16 protein-coding genes and 1 tRNA gene are annotated in these 18052 nt (G+C 42.4%); 14 read left to right on the top strand and 3 right to left on the bottom strand.

Annotated elements, in window-relative coordinates:
* Positions 1 to 517, top strand: a 517-nt coding sequence (locus ACIY19_RS01340; RefSeq protein ID WP_247947712.1) for an IS3 family transposase, incomplete at its 5' end; no start/stop codon positions are given.
* A gap of 60 nt (positions 518 to 577) precedes the next feature.
* Here ACIY19_RS01340 and ACIY19_RS01345 read toward each other — a convergent pair.
* Positions 578 to 665: transfer RNA gene (locus ACIY19_RS01345), tRNA-Ser, on the bottom strand.
* A gap of 161 nt (positions 666 to 826) precedes the next feature.
* On the opposite strand from ACIY19_RS01345, the gene ACIY19_RS01350 reads away from it, so the two are divergent.
* The 4 genes from ACIY19_RS01350 to ACIY19_RS01365 all read left to right on the top strand — a co-directional run bounded on the left by ACIY19_RS01350 (position 827) and on the right by ACIY19_RS01365 (position 6865).
* The gene (locus ACIY19_RS01350; protein WP_237446774.1) at positions 827 to 1567 is read left to right on the top strand and encodes a DeoR/GlpR family DNA-binding transcription regulator; all 741 of its coding nucleotides are present in this window, start codon (positions 827 to 829) and stop codon (positions 1565 to 1567) included.
* The gene (pfkB, locus tag ACIY19_RS01355; RefSeq protein WP_120718851.1) at positions 1564 to 2475 is read left to right on the top strand and encodes a 1-phosphofructokinase; all 912 of its coding nucleotides are present in this window, start codon (positions 1564 to 1566) and stop codon (positions 2473 to 2475) included. Before ACIY19_RS01350 ends, pfkB begins: the two co-directional genes overlap by 4 nt.
* A complete protein-coding gene (locus tag ACIY19_RS01360) occupies positions 2472 to 4424 on the top strand; it encodes a fructose-specific PTS transporter subunit EIIC (RefSeq protein WP_409002495.1) in 1953 nt (650 codons plus the stop codon). The genes pfkB and ACIY19_RS01360 overlap by 4 nt, the downstream gene beginning before the upstream one ends.
* Before the next feature lie 134 nt (positions 4425 to 4558).
* Positions 4559 to 6865 (top strand): DNA translocase FtsK, encoded by a 2307-nt coding sequence (locus ACIY19_RS01365; protein WP_409002496.1) that lies wholly within the window; start codon positions 4559 to 4561, stop codon positions 6863 to 6865.
* 44 nt (positions 6866 to 6909) lie between these two features.
* Here ACIY19_RS01365 and ACIY19_RS01370 read toward each other — a convergent pair whose 3' ends face one another.
* Entirely contained in the window at positions 6910 to 7338 is a 429-nt protein-coding gene (locus ACIY19_RS01370; protein WP_049506057.1) for a DUF6556 family protein, read from the bottom strand.
* Between the two features lie 137 nt (positions 7339 to 7475).
* Between ACIY19_RS01370 and ACIY19_RS01375 the strand changes: the two genes are divergently transcribed.
* The 9 genes from ACIY19_RS01375 to ACIY19_RS01415 all read left to right on the top strand — a co-directional run bounded on the left by ACIY19_RS01375 (position 7476) and on the right by ACIY19_RS01415 (position 16451).
* On the top strand, positions 7476 to 8618 hold the full coding sequence (locus tag ACIY19_RS01375; protein ID WP_049506055.1) for a cysteine desulfurase family protein: 1143 nt from the start codon (positions 7476 to 7478) through the stop codon (positions 8616 to 8618).
* Positions 8619 to 8626: 8 nt separating this feature from the next.
* Positions 8627 to 9841 (top strand): tRNA uracil 4-sulfurtransferase ThiI, encoded by a 1215-nt coding sequence (thiI, locus tag ACIY19_RS01380; protein ID WP_409002497.1) that lies wholly within the window; start codon positions 8627 to 8629, stop codon positions 9839 to 9841.
* Positions 9842 to 9977: 136 nt separating this feature from the next.
* On the top strand, positions 9978 to 10802 hold the full coding sequence (locus tag ACIY19_RS01385; protein WP_001016816.1) for an alpha/beta hydrolase: 825 nt from the start codon (positions 9978 to 9980) through the stop codon (positions 10800 to 10802).
* A gap of 20 nt (positions 10803 to 10822) precedes the next feature.
* Complete coding sequence (locus tag ACIY19_RS01390; RefSeq protein ID WP_049506049.1) at positions 10823 to 11563, top strand: esterase family protein; 741 nt, start codon at positions 10823 to 10825, stop codon at positions 11561 to 11563.
* 12 nt (positions 11564 to 11575) lie between these two features.
* Positions 11576 to 12742: an acetyl-CoA carboxylase biotin carboxylase subunit family protein gene (locus tag ACIY19_RS01395; RefSeq protein ID WP_409002498.1), complete on the top strand. Its 1167-nt coding sequence runs from the start codon at positions 11576 to 11578 to the stop codon at positions 12740 to 12742.
* Between the two features lie 157 nt (positions 12743 to 12899).
* Positions 12900 to 13769: an aquaglyceroporin Gla gene (gene gla / locus ACIY19_RS01400; RefSeq protein ID WP_000348117.1), complete on the top strand. Its 870-nt coding sequence runs from the start codon at positions 12900 to 12902 to the stop codon at positions 13767 to 13769.
* Between the two features lie 110 nt (positions 13770 to 13879).
* Positions 13880 to 14605 (top strand): CppA N-terminal domain-containing protein, encoded by a 726-nt coding sequence (locus ACIY19_RS01405; protein ID WP_409002499.1) that lies wholly within the window; start codon positions 13880 to 13882, stop codon positions 14603 to 14605.
* The gene (locus ACIY19_RS01410; protein ID WP_409002500.1) at positions 14602 to 15537 is read left to right on the top strand and encodes a serine hydrolase domain-containing protein; all 936 of its coding nucleotides are present in this window, start codon (positions 14602 to 14604) and stop codon (positions 15535 to 15537) included. The genes ACIY19_RS01405 and ACIY19_RS01410 overlap by 4 nt, the downstream gene beginning before the upstream one ends.
* A gap of 8 nt (positions 15538 to 15545) precedes the next feature.
* Positions 15546 to 16451: a DMT family transporter gene (locus ACIY19_RS01415; protein WP_409002501.1), complete on the top strand. Its 906-nt coding sequence runs from the start codon at positions 15546 to 15548 to the stop codon at positions 16449 to 16451.
* Between the two features lie 44 nt (positions 16452 to 16495).
* Here the strand turns inward: ACIY19_RS01415 and ACIY19_RS01420 are convergent, their stop codons facing one another.
* Complete coding sequence (locus ACIY19_RS01420; RefSeq protein WP_000808282.1) at positions 16496 to 17779, bottom strand: uracil-xanthine permease family protein; 1284 nt, start codon at positions 17777 to 17779, stop codon at positions 16496 to 16498.
* Between the last annotated feature and the right edge of the window lie 273 nt (positions 17780 to 18052).

The raw sequence follows: 18052 nt of genomic DNA on the forward strand, positions 1-18052 counted from the left end.
TCAACGTCAATTTGAAGCAACCAAACCAATGCAAAAGTGCTACACAGATGTGACAGAATTTGCCATTCCAGCAAGCAGCCAAAAGCTTTATTTATCACCAGTTTTAGATGGCTTTAACAGAGAAATTATCTCCTACAATCTTTCTACTTCGCCGAACTTAGTACAAATGAAAGCTATGCTAGAACAAGCCTTTACAGAGAACCATTACGAAAATACAATTCTCCATAGTGACCAAGGATGGCAATACCAACACGATTTCTATCATCATTTTTTAAAGAATAAGGGAATCCAACCATCTATGTCACGTAAGGGAAATAGTCCAGATAACGGTATGATGGAATCTTTCTTTGGCATTCTTAAGTCTGAAATGTTTTATGGTTATGAGAATACGTTTCAGTCACTTGAACACTTGGAACAAGCTATTGTAGACTATATTGATTACTACAACAACAAACGAATTAAGGTAAAACTAAAAGGACTTAGCCCTGTACAATACAGAACTAAATCCTTTGCTTAAATTAATTGTCTAACTTTTTGGGGTCAGTACAGATTTCTTGGGTATCTTTTTTAAAATAAACGGAAGACATGGGATTCGAACCCACGCACGCTTTAACACGCCTACCGCGTTTCCAACACGGCCTCTTAAGCCTCTTGAGTAATCTTCCAATACTTACTCAAATAGTCTACCATAAAGGCTCTTATCTTGCAATAAAAATTTTGGAAATAAGAAAAATGATAGATTTTGAAAGAAAATGACAAAAAGCGCTTGACTTTGAAAGAAAGTGTGATAGAATGAATAGTGTAAACGATAACAGGAGGTGATTCAGTGTTAAAAACAGAGCGGAAGCAACTGATTTTAGAGGAGTTAAATCAACATCATGTAGTTTCTCTAGAAAAATTAGTTAGTTTGTTAGAAACGTCAGAATCAACGGTTCGAAGAGATTTGGATGAGTTGGAAGCGGAAAACAAGCTTCGTCGCGTACATGGTGGAGCAGAATTGCCCCATTCCTTGCAAGAAGAAGAAACCCTTCAAGAAAAATCTGTCAAAAACCTTCAAGAGAAGAAGTTGTTAGCTCAGAAGGCGGCCTCTCTCATCAAGGAACAAGATGTCATCTTTATCGATGCTGGAACAACAACTGCCTTTTTGATTCATGAATTGGGCAATAAGAATGTTACAGTCGTGACCAACTCCATTCACCATGCCGCACAGTTGGTTGAAAAGCAGATTCCAACTGTCATGGTTGGAGGAAGTGTCAAGATGGCGACAGATGCTAGCATAGGGGGCGTTGCTCTTAACCAGATTAACCAATTGCACTTTGACCGTGCCTTTATCGGAATGAATGGTGTGGACGATGGCTATTATACGACTCCTGATATGGAGGAGGGAGCTGTTAAGCGTGCTATTTTAGAGAATGCCAAACAGACCTATGTCTTGGTGGATTCGTCAAAAATTGGACAAACTTGCTTTGCCAAAGTAGCACCACTCAAACGAGCTATTGTTATCACAAGTCAAGGGCATGAGCTCTTGCAGGCTATTAAGGAGAAAACGGAGGTAATAGAAGTATGATTTATACAGTCACACTCAATCCATCTATTGATTATATCGTTCGTTTGGACCAAGTCCAAGTCGGTAGTGTCAATCGTATGGACAGTGATGATAAGTTTGCTGGAGGGAAAGGAATCAATGTCAGTCGTGTTTTGAAACGTTTGGATATACCCAATACTGCGACGGGATTTATCGGAGGCTTTACTGGTAAATTTATCACAGATACTTTAGCAGAGGAAGAAATCGAGACACGTTTTGTCCAAGTATCAGAAGATACTCGTATCAATGTTAAAATCAAAGCAGACCAAGAGACAGAAATCAATGGGACTGGTCCAACTGTTGAGCCGGATCAGCTAGAAGAATTGAAAGCTATTTTATTTAGTCTGACAGCAGAAGATATAGTTGTCTTTGCAGGTTCAAGTACTAAAAATCTAGGCAATGCCATCTACAAGGATCTAATTGCCTTGACACGCCAGACTGGTGCGCAAGTCGTTTGTGACTTTGAAGGACAGACCTTGATTGATAGTTTGGACTATCAACCACTTTTGGTCAAACCAAATAATCACGAGCTTGGAGCTATCTTTGGAGTGAAACTCGAAAGTTTGGATCAAATCGAGAAATACGCTCGTGAGTTATTGGCTAAAGGTGCTCAAAACGTCATTATCTCTATGGCTGGTGATGGTGCCCTTCTTGTCACATCTGAGGGAGCATACTTTGCTCAACCAATCAAAGGGACAGTCAAAAATTCAGTTGGTGCTGGTGATTCTATGGTTGCCGGATTCACAGGTGAATTTGTCAAATCAAAAGACGCAGTAGAAGCCTTCAAATGGGGAGTTGCTTGTGGAACAGCAACTACCTTCTCAGATGATTTGGCAACGGCAGAATTTATTAAAGAAACATATGAAAAAGTTGAGGTAGAAAAAAGATGAAAATTCAAGACCTATTGAGAAAAGATGTTATGTTGCTGGATTTGCAGGAGACTGAAAAAACAGCTGTCATCGACGAGATGATTAAAAGTTTGACAGACCACGGTTATGTGACAGATTTTGAAACCTTTAAAGAAGGAATCTTGGCGCGTGAAGCTTTGACTTCTACAGGCTTGGGTGACGGAATCGCTATGCCTCACAGCAAAAATGCTGCTGTAAAAGAAGCGACTGTTCTCTTTGCTAAATCAAACAAGGGTGTTGACTATGAAAGTTTAGATGGACAACCAACTGACCTCTTCTTCATGATTGCTGCTCCAGAAGGCGCCAATGATACTCACTTGGCAGCCTTGGCAGAATTATCTCAATACTTGATGAAAGATGGCTTTGCTGATAAACTTCGTCAAGCAACATCAGCTGACCAAGTTATCGAACTTTTTAACCAAGCTTCAGAAAAAGCTGAGGAGCCAGTTCAAGCACCTACCAATGACTCTGGTGACTTTATCGTTGCTGTTACAGCTTGTACAACAGGTATTGCCCACACTTACATGGCTCAAGAAGCCCTTCAAAAAGTGGCTGCTGAAATGGGTGTTGGAATCAAGGTTGAAACCAACGGTGCTAGCGGTGTTGGAAACCAACTAACTGCTGAGGACATCCGCAAGGCTAAAGCTGTTATCATAGCTGCAGACAAGGCGGTTGAGATGGATCGTTTCGATGGCAAACCATTGATCAATCGTCCAGTGGCTGACGGGATCCGTAAAACAGAAGAATTGATTAACTTGGCTCTTTCAGGAGAAGCGGAAGTCTACCGTGCCGCTAATGGTGCAAAAGCTGCAACAGCCTCTAACGAAAAACAAAGCCTTGGTGGTGCCTTCTACAAACACTTGATGAGTGGTGTATCTCAAATGTTGCCATTTGTTATTGGCGGTGGTATCATGATTGCCCTTGCCTTCTTGATTGACGGCGCTTTGGGTGTTCCAAATGAAAAACTTGGCAATCTTGGTTCTTACCATGAGTTAGCTTCTATGTTCATGAAAATTGGTGGTGCAGCCTTTGGATTGATGCTCCCAGTCTTTGCAGGTTATGTTGCCTACTCTATCGCTGAAAAACCAGGTTTGGTAGCAGGTTTCGTGGCTGGTGCTATTGCTAAAGAAGGTTTTGCCTTTGGTAAAATTCCTTATGCCGCAGGTGGTGAAGCAACTTCAACTCTTGCAGGTGTCTCATCTGGTTTCCTAGGTGCCCTTGTTGGTGGATTTATCGCAGGTGCTTTAGTTCTTGCTATCAAGAAATACGTTAAAGTTCCTCGTTCACTTGAAGGTGCAAAATCAATCCTTCTCTTGCCACTTCTTGGAACAATCTTGACTGGATTTGTCATGCTAGCTGTGAATATCCCAATGGCGGCAATCAACACTGCTATGAATGACTTCCTAGGCGGTCTTGGAGGAGGTTCAGCTGTCCTTCTTGGTATCGTTCTTGGAGGAATGATGGCTGTCGATATGGGTGGACCAGTCAATAAAGCGGCTTATGTCTTTGGTACAGGTACGCTTGCAGCGACTGTTTCTTCAGGTGGTTCTGTAGCCATGGCAGCAGTTATGGCTGGAGGAATGGTTCCACCACTTGCCATCTTTGTCGCAACTCTTCTCTTTAAAGATAAATTTACCAAAGAAGAACGCAACTCTGGTTTGACAAACATCATCATGGGCTTGTCATTTATCACTGAGGGAGCGATTCCATTTGGTGCCGCTGACCCAGCTCGTGCGATTCCAAGCTTCATCCTTGGTTCTGCAGTAGCAGGGGGACTCGTTGGTCTTGCAGGAATCAAACTTATGGCGCCACACGGAGGAATCTTCGTTATCGCTCTAACTTCAAATGCCCTTCTCTACCTTGCCTTTGTTTTGGTTGGTGCAATCGTAAGTGGTGTGGTTTATGGTTACCTACGCAAGCCACAAGCATAAAATGGATTAGACATAAAATGGATTAGACATAAAATGGATTAGACATAAAATGGATTAGAATAGAAAGATTGTTACCATTTGGTGCAATCTTTTTCTCTATTCGAAATGGCTGTGAAATATGGTATAATAAAAGAATGGCAAACAAGAATACTACAAAAACAAGACGGAGACCGTCTAAAGCAGAGCTCGAAAGAAAACAGGCTATCCAGAGGATGTTGATTTCCTTAGGAATCGCCTTGTTATTGATTATTGCAGCCCTCAAACTCGGTGCAGCAGGTGTCACTCTTTACAATCTCATTCGACTGGTTGTCGGAAGTTTGGCCTATGTGGCCATTGGTGGCCTCCTCATCTATCTTTTTCTTTTTAAATGGATCCGCAAGCAAGAGGGACTTCTGTCAGGATTTCTCTGTATCTTCGCTGGTTTGCTCTTGATTTTTGAGGCCTATCTTGTCTGGAAATTTGGCTTGGAGCAGGCAGTTCTAAAAGGGACCTTGTCTCAAGTTATGACGGACCTGACTGGTATGCGGGTGACTAGCTTTGCTGGTGGAGGCCTGCTTGGTGTCGGACTTTATATTCCCATAGCCTTTCTTTTCTCAAATATCGGGTCGTACTTTATTGGAGTTCTTTTGATTCTAGTTGGGGCACTCTTGATCAGTCCTTGGTCTATTTATGATGTTGCAGCCTTTATTGGAGCTCAGTTCAGATCCTTCATAGAAAAACAGGAACAGAGAAAACAGGAACGCTTCATCAAGAGAGAAGAAGAGAAGGCTCGTCAAGAAGCTGAAGAAGCCGCCAGAATTCAGAGAGAACAAGAAGAACAGGATGCATTACCGCTTCCTCCTGTAGATCCTGAAACGGGAGAAATCTTATCAGAGGTACCAGACTACGATTTCCCCCAAATTCCTGAGGAAGAGTGGATCGAACCGGAGATTATCCTCCCTCAAACTGATTTTGACGTTCCAGATGTGGAAGAAGACTTTGAGGATGAAGAGGTGCAGGTTGATTTTTCTGCCAAAGAAGCTCTCGAATACAAACTGCCAAGCTTGCAACTCTTTGCGCCAGATAAACCCAAAGATCAGTCCAAGGAAAAGAAGATTGTTCGAGAAAATATCAAAATTTTAGAAGAAACCTTTGCTAGCTTTGGTATCAAGGTGACGGTGGAACGGGCTGAAATAGGACCATCAGTTACCAAGTATGAAGTCAAGCCAGCAGTTGGTGTACGGGTTAACCGCATTTCCAATCTGGCAGATGACTTAGCGCTAGCTCTGGCGGCCAAGGACGTCCGGATTGAGGCACCAATACCTGGTAAATCCTTAGTCGGAATTGAGGTTCCTAACTCAGAAATCGCGACTGTTTCCTTCCGAGAACTCTGGGAACAGTCTCAGACTAAACCAGAAAATCTCCTCGAAATTCCTCTGGGTAAGGCTGTCAATGGAACTGCCCGCACCTTTGACCTTTCCAAGATGCCCCACCTACTCGTTGCAGGTTCGACGGGATCAGGGAAATCAGTCGCAGTTAACGGTATTATTGCTAGCATTCTGATGAAAGCAAGACCAGACCAAGTCAAGTTTATGATGGTGGATCCAAAGATGGTTGAGCTATCAGTTTACAACGACATTCCTCATCTCTTGATCCCAGTTGTGACCAATCCACGCAAGGCCAGCAAGGCCCTGCAAAAGGTTGTGGATGAGATGGAAAACCGTTACGAACTCTTTGCCAAGGTTGGTGTGCGAAATATCGCTGGTTACAATGCCAAGGTTGAGGAATTTAATAGCCAATCTGAGTACAAACAAGTACCGCTGCCTTTGATTGTTGTCATTGTGGATGAGTTGGCAGACCTCATGATGGTGGCTAGCAAGGAAGTGGAAGATGCCATTATTCGTCTCGGACAGAAAGCACGTGCTGCAGGGATTCACATGATTCTCGCAACGCAACGTCCATCGGTTGATGTTATCTCTGGTCTTATCAAAGCCAATGTCCCATCTCGTGTGGCTTTTGCAGTTTCATCAGGTACAGATTCACGAACCATCTTGGATGAGAATGGAGCAGAAAAACTGCTTGGTCGAGGAGATATGCTCTTTAAACCAATTGATGAAAATCATCCAGTCCGTCTGCAAGGTTCCTTTATCTCGGATGATGATGTTGAACGCATCGTAAACTTTATCAAGGATCAGGCGGATGCGGACTACGATGACAGCTTTGACCCAGGAGATGTCCCTGAAAATGAAGGAGATTTTTCTGATGGTGAAGCTGGTTGCGATCCGCTTTTTGAAGAAGCCAAGGCTTTGGTTATCGAGACGCAGAAAGCTAGTGCTTCTATGATTCAGCGTCGTTTGTCGGTTGGATTCAACCGTGCGACTCGCCTGATGGAAGAACTCGAAATAGCAGGTGTTATCGGTCCAGCTGAAGGAACCAAACCACGAAAAGTATTACAACAATAAAAAAATAGCTTCTTTCCAAATTTGGAAAGAAGCTATTTTGGTGATTACTGGTTCGTTTTAGTTTCAGAACTCGTCGTATTTGACTGTGTTCCATTATCGCTTGTTTCTTTATTTGTAGCAGGTGTAGAAGAGTCCTGAGTTGTTGTTTTCTGCTCTTCTTTTTTCTCCTCTTTTTTATTGGATTGAGAAGTTTCTTCTTGCGGAGTATTTTCTTTAGTAGGAGTGTTGTCCTTGTTAGGTGTAGTATTTTCCTGAGGGGATTCCTTTTGAATTTCCTTGACAACAGTTGTTTGGGTTGTCGTCGGTTCTTTTTTGTTGTTTTTGTTATTGTCCATGGCGTTCATGATGGTGATAGTAGCAGTGATGAGACCAAGGATACTACCGATGGTAGCAATCGTTTTTTGAAAGACAGTAAATCCCTTTTTGATGTGTTCTGTTTTTGATTTATTAGAAGTTCTACGATAGTTAGACATGATACTCTCCTTTGATTATGATTTATTATACCTCATTTCTTTAAAAAAATCTTAAAAAAAGAGAAACCTCCCTTTCTTGTCGCAGGTCTCTTTTCGTGATACAATAGAAGGAGTGATTTTAGAAAGCGTGAGAAAACATGATCTACTTTGATAATTCGGCAACAACTAAGCCTTATCCCGAAGCACTAGAGACCTATACTCAGGTCGCTTCGAAAATTGTAGGAAATCCTTCTAGCCTCCATCGTTTGGGCGACCAGGCAACACGAATTTTAGATGCTTCCCGGCAGCAAATTGCAGATTTGATTGGGAAGAAGAGTGATGAAATCTTCTTTACCTCTGGTGGAACAGAAGGAGATAACTGGGTCATCAAGGGTGTGGCCTTTGAAAAAGCCCAGTTTGGCAAGCACATTATTGTGTCAGCTATTGAACATCCAGCAGTCAAGGAATCAGCCCTTTGGCTGAAAAGTCAAGGCTTTGAGATAGATTTTGCTCCAGTTGATGAGAAAGGATTTGTGGATGTTGAAGCATTAGCAGATTTGATACGTCCTGATACGACTCTCGTCTCCATCATGGCAGTTAACAACGAAATTGGCTCTATCCAGCCTATTGAAGCTATTTCAAAACTGTTAGCAGATAAGCCAACCATTTCCTTCCATGTTGATGCGGTTCAGGCACTCGCTAAGATTCCGACTGAAAAATACTTGACGGATCGAGTGGATTTCGCAACCTTTTCGAGTCATAAGTTTCATGGTGTCAGAGGTGTCGGATTTGTCTATATCAAGTCTGGCAAAAGGATCATGCCTCTTTTAACAGGTGGTGGTCAGGAGCGAGACTATCGTTCGACAACTGAGAATGTGGCAGGGATTGCAGCGACAGCCAAAGCTCTCCGTTTGTCTATGGAAAAATTAGCTACCTTTGCTAGCAAGACAGGGCAGATGAAGGCAGTCATTTGCCAAGCCCTTCTGGATTATCCAGATATTTTTGTCTTTTCAGATGAGGAAGACTTTGCCCCTCATATCCTGACTTTTGGGATTAAAGGTGTTCGTGGTGAAGTCATTGTTCACGCTTTTGAAGACTATGACATTTTCATTTCCACAACCTCTGCTTGTTCGTCCAAGGCAGGAAAACCTGCGGGGACCTTGATTGCAATGGGAGTGGAAAAGGATAAGGCCCAGTCAGCTGTGCGTCTAAGCCTAGACCTGGAAAATGATATGAGTCAAGTCGAGCAGTTCTTGACCAATCTAAAATTAATTTACAATCAAACTAGAAAAGTAAGATAGGAGCATTTATGCAGTATTCAGAAATTATGATTCGTTACGGAGAATTGTCAACCAAGCACAAAAATCGTATGCGTTTCATCAATAAACTTCGTAATAATATTTCAGACGTTTTGTCTATCTATCCTCAAGTTAAGGTAACCGCAGATCGCGACCGTGCCCACGCTTACCTGAATGGAGCAGATTGCACAGCAGTTGCAGAATCGCTCAAACAAGTTTTTGGGATCCAAAACTTTTCTCCTGTGTATAAGGTTGAAAAGTCAGTGGACGTTCTGAAGTCTGCTGTCCAAGAGATTATGAAGGAAATCTACAAGGAAGGCATGACCTTTAAAATCACTAGTAAGCGTAGCGACCACAACTTTGAACTCGACAGTCGTGAACTGAATCAAACTCTTGGTGGTGCTGTTTTCGAGGCTATTCCAAACGTGCAAGCTCAGATGAAGAATCCAGATATTAATCTTCAGGTTGAGATTCGTGAAGAGGCTGCCTATCTTTCCTATGAAACTTTTCGTGGAGCAGGAGGATTACCTGTGGGAAGTTCTGGTAAAGGTATGCTCATGTTGTCAGGAGGGATTGACTCACCCGTGGCAGGTTATCTAGCTCTTAAACGTGGTGTAGATATTGAGGCGGTTCACTTTGCTAGCCCACCTTACACCAGTCCAGGTGCCCTCAAGAAAGCCCACGATTTGACTCGGAAATTGACCAAGTTTGGGGGCAATATCCAGTTTATCGAGGTGCCTTTCACTGAGATTCAAGAGGAAATCAAGGATAAAGCGCCAGAAGCCTACCTCATGACCTTGACGCGTCGTTTTATGATGCGGATTACCGACCGTATTCGGGAGATACGAAATGGTTTAATTATCATCAATGGGGAAAGTCTTGGTCAAGTAGCCAGCCAGACCTTGGAAAGCATGCAGACTATCAACGCTGTGACCAACACTCCCATCATCCGCCCTGTGGTTACGATGGACAAGTTGGAAATCATTGACATCGCGCAGGAAATCGATACCTTTGAAATTTCAATCCAGCCTTTTGAAGACTGCTGTACTATTTTTGCACCTGACCGTCCTAAGACCAATCCTAAGATAGAGAATGCAGAGCAGTATGAAAAACGCATGGATGTTGAAGGCTTGGTTGAGCGAGCAGTGGCTGGGATTATGATTACTGAAATCACTCCCCAGGTTGAAAAAGATGCTGTCGATGAGTTAATTGACAATCTCCTCTAATCAGAAAATCCAGAAGAATTCAGAAAAATAAATGAAAAAAGTTAGTTATTTATCCTTAAAATGGACATTTACTGACTTTTTTTCTATTTTTATGGTATAATAAGATAAAATTTTGAATATAGAGAGTTTTCTGACAATGAATCATTCCTACTTTTATTTAAAAATGAAAGAACACAAACTCAAGGTTCCTTATACTGGAAAAGAGCGTCGTGTGCGTGTGCTTCTACCTAAGGACTACGAGAAAGACACCGACCGTTTTTACCCAGTTGTTTACTTTCATGATGGGCAAAATGTCTTTTACAGCAAGGAGTCTTATATCGGACACTCTTGGAAGATTATTCCAGCCATTAAGCGAAATCCAGACATCAGTCGCATGATTGTTGTTGCTATTGACAATGATGGCATGGGACGGATGAATGAGTATGCGGCTTGGAAATTTCAAGAATCTCCTATCCCAGGCCAGCAGTTTGGTGGTAAGGGTGTGGAGTATGCCGAGTTTGTCATGGAGGTGGTCAAGCCTTTTATCGATGAAACCTACCGAACCAAAGCTGATCGCCAGCACACGGCTATGATTGGTTCGTCACTAGGAGGCAATATTACCCAGTTTATCGGACTAGAGTACCAAGACCGAATTGGTTGTCTAGGTGTCTTCTCATCTGCTAACTGGCTTCACCAAGAAGCCTTTAACCGCTATATCGAGCGCAAGAAATTGTCGCCTGAACAGCGCATTTTTATCTATGTTGGAACGGAAGAAGCAGATGATACGGACAAGACCCTAATGGCTGGCAATATCAAGCAAGCCTATATCGACTCATCGCTTCGTTATTACCGTGATTTGATTGCAGGTGGAGTAGGCTTGGATAATCTGGTCTTGAAAGTTCAGTCTGGTGCTATCCATAGTGAAATACCTTGGTCGGAAAATTTACCAGACTGTCTCCGATTTTTTGCAGAGAAATGGTAAGTTAAGAAAGGAGAAAGCCAATGCATATTGAAAACCTTAGCCACTGGAGTGGCCACCTCAACCGTGAAATGTATCTCAACCGTTATGGACATGCTGGGATTCCAGTTGTTGTTTTTGCTTCATCTGGTGGTAGTCACAACGAATACTATGATTTTGGCATGATTGATGCCTGTGCTTCCTTTATCGAAGAAGGTCGTGTCCAATTCTTTACTCTCTCCAGTGTTGATATTGAGAGCTGGTTGGCTACTTGGAAAAATAGTCATGATCAAGCGGAGATGCATCGAGCTTACGAACGCTATGTGATTGAGGAGGCGATTCCTTTTATCAAGCACAAGACAGGTTGGTTTGACGGAATGATGACGACAGGTTGCTCGATGGGGGCTTACCATGCACTCAATTTCTTTCTCCAGCATCCAGATGTCTTTACCAAGGTGATTGCCCTCAGCGGTGTTTACGACGCACGTTTCTTTGTTGGAGATTACTACAATGACGATGCCATTTACCAAAACTCGCCAGTCGATTATATTTGGAATCAGAATGACGGCTGGTTTATCGATCGTTACCGTCAGGCGGAGATTGTCGTCTGTACGGGTCTCGGTGCTTGGGAACAAGATGGTCTGCCATCCTTCTACAAGCTCAAAGAAGCCTTTGACCAGAAACAAATTCCAGCCTGGTTTGCTGAATGGGGACACGATGTCGCCCATGACTGGGAATGGTGGCGTAAACAAATGCCCTATTTTCTTGGACACCTGTATCTATAAAAGGAGTTGCCTATGAATTACCTTGTTATTTCTCCCTACTATCCGCAAAACTTCCAACAGTTTACCATCGAGTTAGCCAATAAAGGCATCACCGTTTTGGGAATTGGTCAAGAACCTTACGAACAACTAGATGAACCTTTGCGCAATAGCCTAACCGAGTATTTCCGTGTGGACAATCTTGAAAACATAGACGAAGTCAAACGTGCTGTTGCCTTTCTGTTCTACAAGCATGGCCCAATCGACCGCATCGAATCTCACAATGAATACTGGCTTGAGCTGGATGCAGCACTCAGAGAGCAATTCAATATTTTTGGTGCCAAACCAGAGGATCTCAAAAAGACCAAGTTTAAGTCTGAGATGAAGAAACTTTTCAAAAAAGCAGGCGTCCCTGTGGTACCTGGTGCTGTTATCCATACGGAAGCAGATGTGGATAGAGCAGTTGAGATGATTGGTCTACCAATGATTGCCAAACCTGATAACGGAGTGGGAGCGGCAGCAACCTTTAAGCTTGAGACAGAAGACGATGTAAATCACTTCAAGCAAGAATGGGACCATTCAACCGTTTATTTCTTTGAAAAATTTGTCACTTCTAGCGAAATCTGTACCTTTGACGGACTTGTGGACAAGGATGGTAATATCGTCTTTTCAACGACTTTTGACTACGCCCATACACCACTTGATCTCATGATTTATAAGATGGACAATTCCTACTATGTGCTTAAGGATATGGATCCCAAACTGCGCAAGTATGGCGAGGCCATCGTCAAAAAATTTGGAATGAGAGAACGCTTTTTCCATATCGAGTTTTTCCGTGACGGGGACGACTACATTGCCATTGAGTACAATAACCGTCCCGCAGGTGGTTTTACCATTGATGTTTATAACTTTGCTCATTCCTTGGACCTTTATAGAGGCTACGCAGCTATTGTCGCAGGAGAAGAGTTTCCAAGTTCAGAGTTTGAGCCCCAGTATTGCTTGGCAACTTCACGTCGTGCCAATGCAAACTATGTTTATTCAGAAGAAGACTTGCTTGCTAAGTACAGCCAGCAATTCAAGGTCAAAAAAATCATGCCAGCAGCCTTTGCAGAGCTACAAGGGGACTACCTTTATATGCTGACAACTCCGAGTTGCCAAGAGATGGAGCAGATGATTGTAGACTTTGGTAAGCGTCAAGAATAACGATTAGGACAAAAGGAGTTTGACTCCTTTTGTCCTTTTCTTAAAGATAAGTTAAATAAAGCGTTTTCCATAGATTCTTTTAGAAAAGATATTGCTAAAAGGCCTAAAAATTGATAGAATAAGGATTGTCTAAAAAAATTTAAGGAGAATCTATCAAATGGATTTTACATGGGCTATTAAATATGCCACAGAATTCTTGGGAACTGCTATTTTGATCATTCTTGGTAATGGTGCAGTTGCTAACGTTGAACTTAAAGGTACGAAAGGTCACCAAAGTGGCTGGCTCGTTATCGCGGTTGGTTATGGTATGGGGGTTATGATCCCAGCCTTGATGTTTGGTAATGTATCTGGTAACCACATCAACCCAGCTTTCACTCTTGGACTTGCTGTTAGTGGACTTTTCTCTTGGGAGCAAGTACCATATTACATCCTAGCACAAGTTTTGGGAGCAATCTTCGGTCAAGCTTTGGTTGTAGCGACTCACCGTCCTTACTACTTGAAGACAGAAAATCCAAACAATATCTTAGGTACCTTCTCAACGATTTCAAGCATCGACCACGGTACAAAAGAATCACGTTTTGCAGCTACTGTTAACGGCTTCCTCAATGAGTTTGTAGGTTCATTTGTTCTTTTCTTTGCAGCACTTGGTTTGACTAAAAACTTCTTTGGTGCTGAGGTTCTTCAATACATGAAACAAATGGCTACTCAAGCTGGACAAACTGTTGATTTAAGTGAATTGGCAGTGAAAGCTCAAGTAGCTCCACATACAGCTGCTGGGATCTCAGTTGCGCACTTGGCACTTGGTTTCCTAGTAATGGCCTTGGTAACTTCACTCGGTGGACCTACTGGTCCTGGTTTGAACCCAGCTCGTGACTTCGGACCACGTCTTCTTCACGAACTCCTTCCAAAATCAGTTCTTGGTCAACACAAGGGTGATTCAAAATGGTGGTATGCATGGGTTCCAGTTGTAGCTCCAATTGCAGCGGGTATTGCGGCAGTAGCACTATTTAAACTACTTTACCTATAAGAAATGAAACTGGGGAATCCCAGTTTTTTTCTTGTAAAATTTCTAAATAAAATAGATATGGCTTGTAAAATATTCGAAAATCCTTTAAAATAAAAGAGTTGGAGGAATATATGAAGGTGAATGAGATTGTTCGGATCGTTCCGACTTTGAAAGTTAATAATCGAAAATTAAATGAAAAATTTTACATTGAAACCCTGGGGATGAAACCTTTGCTGGAAGAGTCTGCCTTTATTTCTCTAGGTGATCAGACAGCTACGGAGAGATTGATTTTAGAAGAGTCTCCAAGCATGCGAACACGCAAAGTTGAAGGACTTAAGAAGCTAGCTAGACTCTTGATAAAGGTTGAGAATCCTTCTGAAATTGAAGCTCTTCTTTCTCAGATGAAGTCTCTTCCTCGTCTATTTAAAGGAAACCGTGGGTATGCTTTTGAGATTGTTTCTCCTGAAGAGGATGTGATCCTTGTTCATGCAGAAGATGATATAAGAGATTTGGTTCCACTGGAAACTGTTCCTGAATTTTATTCAAATACAAGTATAAAATACGTGAGCCAATTTGAGGTTTCTATGGAGTTGCGTTTGCCTGAAGGGACAGAGAGTTTACTTGATCCCGAAGGAGTAGCGCCAGTAATTACCTTTACTAAAGGACAAGGACCAGATTTGGCTGTTGAAAACAATGTCACTTGGGACCTGACGATGTTAAAATTTTTAGTCAAGAATTTTGATCTAACCAGTCTTCGTCAGAAATTTGAAAAGACAGGCTACTTTGTCCCTAAGTCTGAAAAATTCTTCCTTGGTAAAGATACCAATAACATTGAATTGTGGTTTGAAGAAGCATGAAGTGGGAAAAAATTCTAAGAAAAATAGAAAATCAAATTGAGGCAGGGATTTATCCCGGGGCCTCTTTTGCATATTATAAGGATGGTGAATGGAAAGAGTCTTATCTAGGATTGAGTGATCCAGAACGAGACTTGAAGACAGAAAGTGGTTTGGTTTATGATCTAGCCAGTGTGAGTAAGGTCGTGGGAGTGGGGACGGTTTTTACCTTCTTGTGGCAGCAGGGCACATTCGATATTGATCGACCGGTAACGGATTTTTTACCGGAGTGTGATTATCCTGATATCACTATACGGCAGCTTCTGACCCATGCCACAGACTTGGACCCCTTTATTCCCAATCGAGACAAGTTAAGTGCAGAGGAATTAAGAGAAGCCATGTTTCACCTCAACAGACGAAATCAGCCAGCCTTCCTATACTCGGACGTTCACTTTTTACTCTTGGGCTTTCTTTTGGAAAAAATCTTTAACCAAGACTTGGATCATATTATAGAAGAACAAGTTTTGGAACCATGGGGAATGAAAGAGACCAAGTTCGGCCCAGTTGAGCAAGCTGTACCAACAGTGAGAGGAGTGGAGGCCGGAATCATTCACGATCCCAAAGCCCGTCTATTAGGGAAACACGCAGGAAGTGCTGGTTTATTTTCGACTGTTAAGGATTTGCAGATCTTTCTGGAACATTACTTGAAAGATGATTTTGCTGCAGAATTGAGCCGAAATTTTTCTCCCTTAGATGATAAGGAGCGTTCGCTAGCTTGGAACCTGGAGGGCGCCTGGCTCGATCATACGGGTTATACAGGTACCTTTATTATGTGGAATCGGGAGAAGCAGGAAGCGGCCATCTTTCTGTCCAATAGAACGTATGAAAAGGATGAGCGTACCCAGTGGATAGTTGACCGAAACCAAGTCATGGAAATGATTCGTCAAGAGGAGTAGGGGGAAGCATGTCGAAAACCGTAAAAGGAACTCTGTATACAGTAGTGGCAGGGATTGCTTGGGGCTTGTCTGGAACCAGTGGCCAATACCTGATGGCACACGGGATTTCTGCTTTAGTCTTGACCAATTTGCGACTTATCATTGCAGGCTTGGCACTGGTGTTCTTATCCTATACGACTTCAAAGGATAAATTCCTTTCTTTTTTAAAAGACAAAAAAAGTCTGCTATCTCTGTTGCTATTTGCAGTTTTTGGACTTTTCTTAAACCAGTTTGCCTATCTTTCTGCCATTCAGGAAACCAATGCTGGAACGGCGACAGTTCTCCAGTATGTATGCCCCGTTGGGATCTTGGTTTATACTTGTATCAAGGATAAGGTAGCTCCGACACTGGCTGAGATTATTTCGATTGGATTGGCTATAGGAGGAACTTTTCTGATCGCGACGCATGGGAAAGTCGACCAGTTGTCTGTCACACCCCTAGGTCTGTTCTGGGGCCTCTTTTCAGCCTTGACCTATGCCCTCTATATTATTCTTCCCATCGTTTTGATTAAGAAGTGGGGCAGTATTTTGGTGATTGGTGTCGGGATGGTTATTTCTGGTGTAGTGGCTATTCCCTTCACAGGAGTCTTACAGGCCAGCATACCAACCAGCTTAGATTTTCTCTTTGCATTTGCTGGGATTATCATCATCGGAACGGTCTTTGCATATACAGCTTTCCTAAAGGGAGCTAGTCTGATAGGCCCTGTTAAGTCTAGTTTATTGGCTTCCATAGAGCCAATTTCTGCCGTTTTCTTTGCCTTTCTGATTATGAAGGAACAGTTTTATGCGATTGATTTTAAAGGTATGGCTATGATTTTACTAGCCGTGACCATTATTTCATTGAAAGATTTACTGTTGGAAATAAAGAGTAAGTAATTAAAAAATCCACTCAATCGAGTGGATTTTTTGTGTATAGATGATTAGTCTTTATTTTCGTGTGGCAAAATCAAGTTCAAGATGATTCCTGTCATGGCTGATAGAGCAGTACCTGAAAGGGTTACTGGACCGAGTTTAAGGATTGCTCCACCAAGTCCAAGTACCAGCATAGCACTTGCAATGATAAGGTTACGCATTTGGCTGAAGTCAACGCGTTCCTTAATCAAAACTTTCAAACCATTGCTGGCGATAACTCCGTAGAGAAGGATGGACATGCCACCAAGCACAGCATTTGGAATGGTTGAAATCAAGGCAGTGAATTTCCCTAGGAAGCTAAGAGCAATGGCGATGAAGGCCGCGTTACGGATAACAGAGACAGAAGCGATACGAGTCATCCCAATAACCCCTGTATTTTCGCCGTAAGTCGTATTAGCTGGTCCACCGAGGAAGGCTGATACAGATGTCGCGATACCATCACCAAGAAGCGTACGGTGAAGTCCTGGTTCTTTCAGGAATTGACGGCCACAGATTTGGCTTAAAACTGTGTGGTCTCCGATGTGTTCTGAAATGGTTACAATAGCGATTGGCAAGATGGCGATTGTTTCAGGACCGAAGTACAAGTTGTACTCTTTAAAGGCTCCACCTGTACTAAATGGCAAGTAGAAACCAGGAATTTCAAACCAATTGGCTTGAAGGACTGGGGTAAAGTCAACCAAACCAAGCATCATAGCGAAGATGTACCCACCGATGATGGCAAAGAGGAAAGGAATGATACGAAGGAAACCTTTTCCTTTTGTATTGATAAAGGCGGCAATCAAGAATGTAACAACGGCTACAAGGGCGTTTTTCCAGTTTCCGTCTGCTACGAGTCCAGCATTCGTTACAGCAGAACCAGCAAGACCAAGACCGATAACGATAATCATAGGTCCGATAATGATTGGTGGCAAGAGTTTATCAATCCATTTCGTACCTGCAAAACGAACACTTGCTGCTACAAGAACATAGACCAAACCAGTCAAGATTACCCCCGTTTGAGCAGCAGATACATCGCCCCCCATTTCTTTCATGGCTAAAGACATAGCCGTGATAAAGGCGAATGAAGAACCTAGGTAAACTGGAACCTTAAAGCCAGTAGAAATCATGTAGATAAGTGTTCCAATACCGGATGCAAAGAGAGCAACCGATACGGGCATTCCCAAAATTAAGGGAACGAGAATGGTTGCGCCAAACATGGCAAATACGTGCTGGAAGCTTAGAAGAATACCTTTACCAGCAGAAGGACGTTGATCAACGTCTAGTAACAAGTCAACAGTTGATTCCTGTTTCATAAAAACCTCACTTTTGGGCACCAAAAAAGAGCCCATTATTTTGCAGCAATAGGCCCTCAGAGTAAGACTTTTTAAAAAATAGCTATCTTTTAAAAATTTATATAAATCTGCGCCTTCGTCACCTCACAGGATGACATTAAAAACCTTTGCTTGTGATAGTATAGCAGAAAAAAATGATTTTGTAAATCATTTTTTCCCGAGCCCGGAAATGCGAGAGCGAGGTTCGTTTTGTAAACGAATTTTTCCCGAGCCTAGAAATAATAAAGCGAGGCA

The organism is Streptococcus sp. ST14, from assembly GCF_046098195.1.
In the GTDB taxonomy this organism is placed as follows: domain Bacteria; phylum Bacillota; class Bacilli; order Lactobacillales; family Streptococcaceae; genus Streptococcus.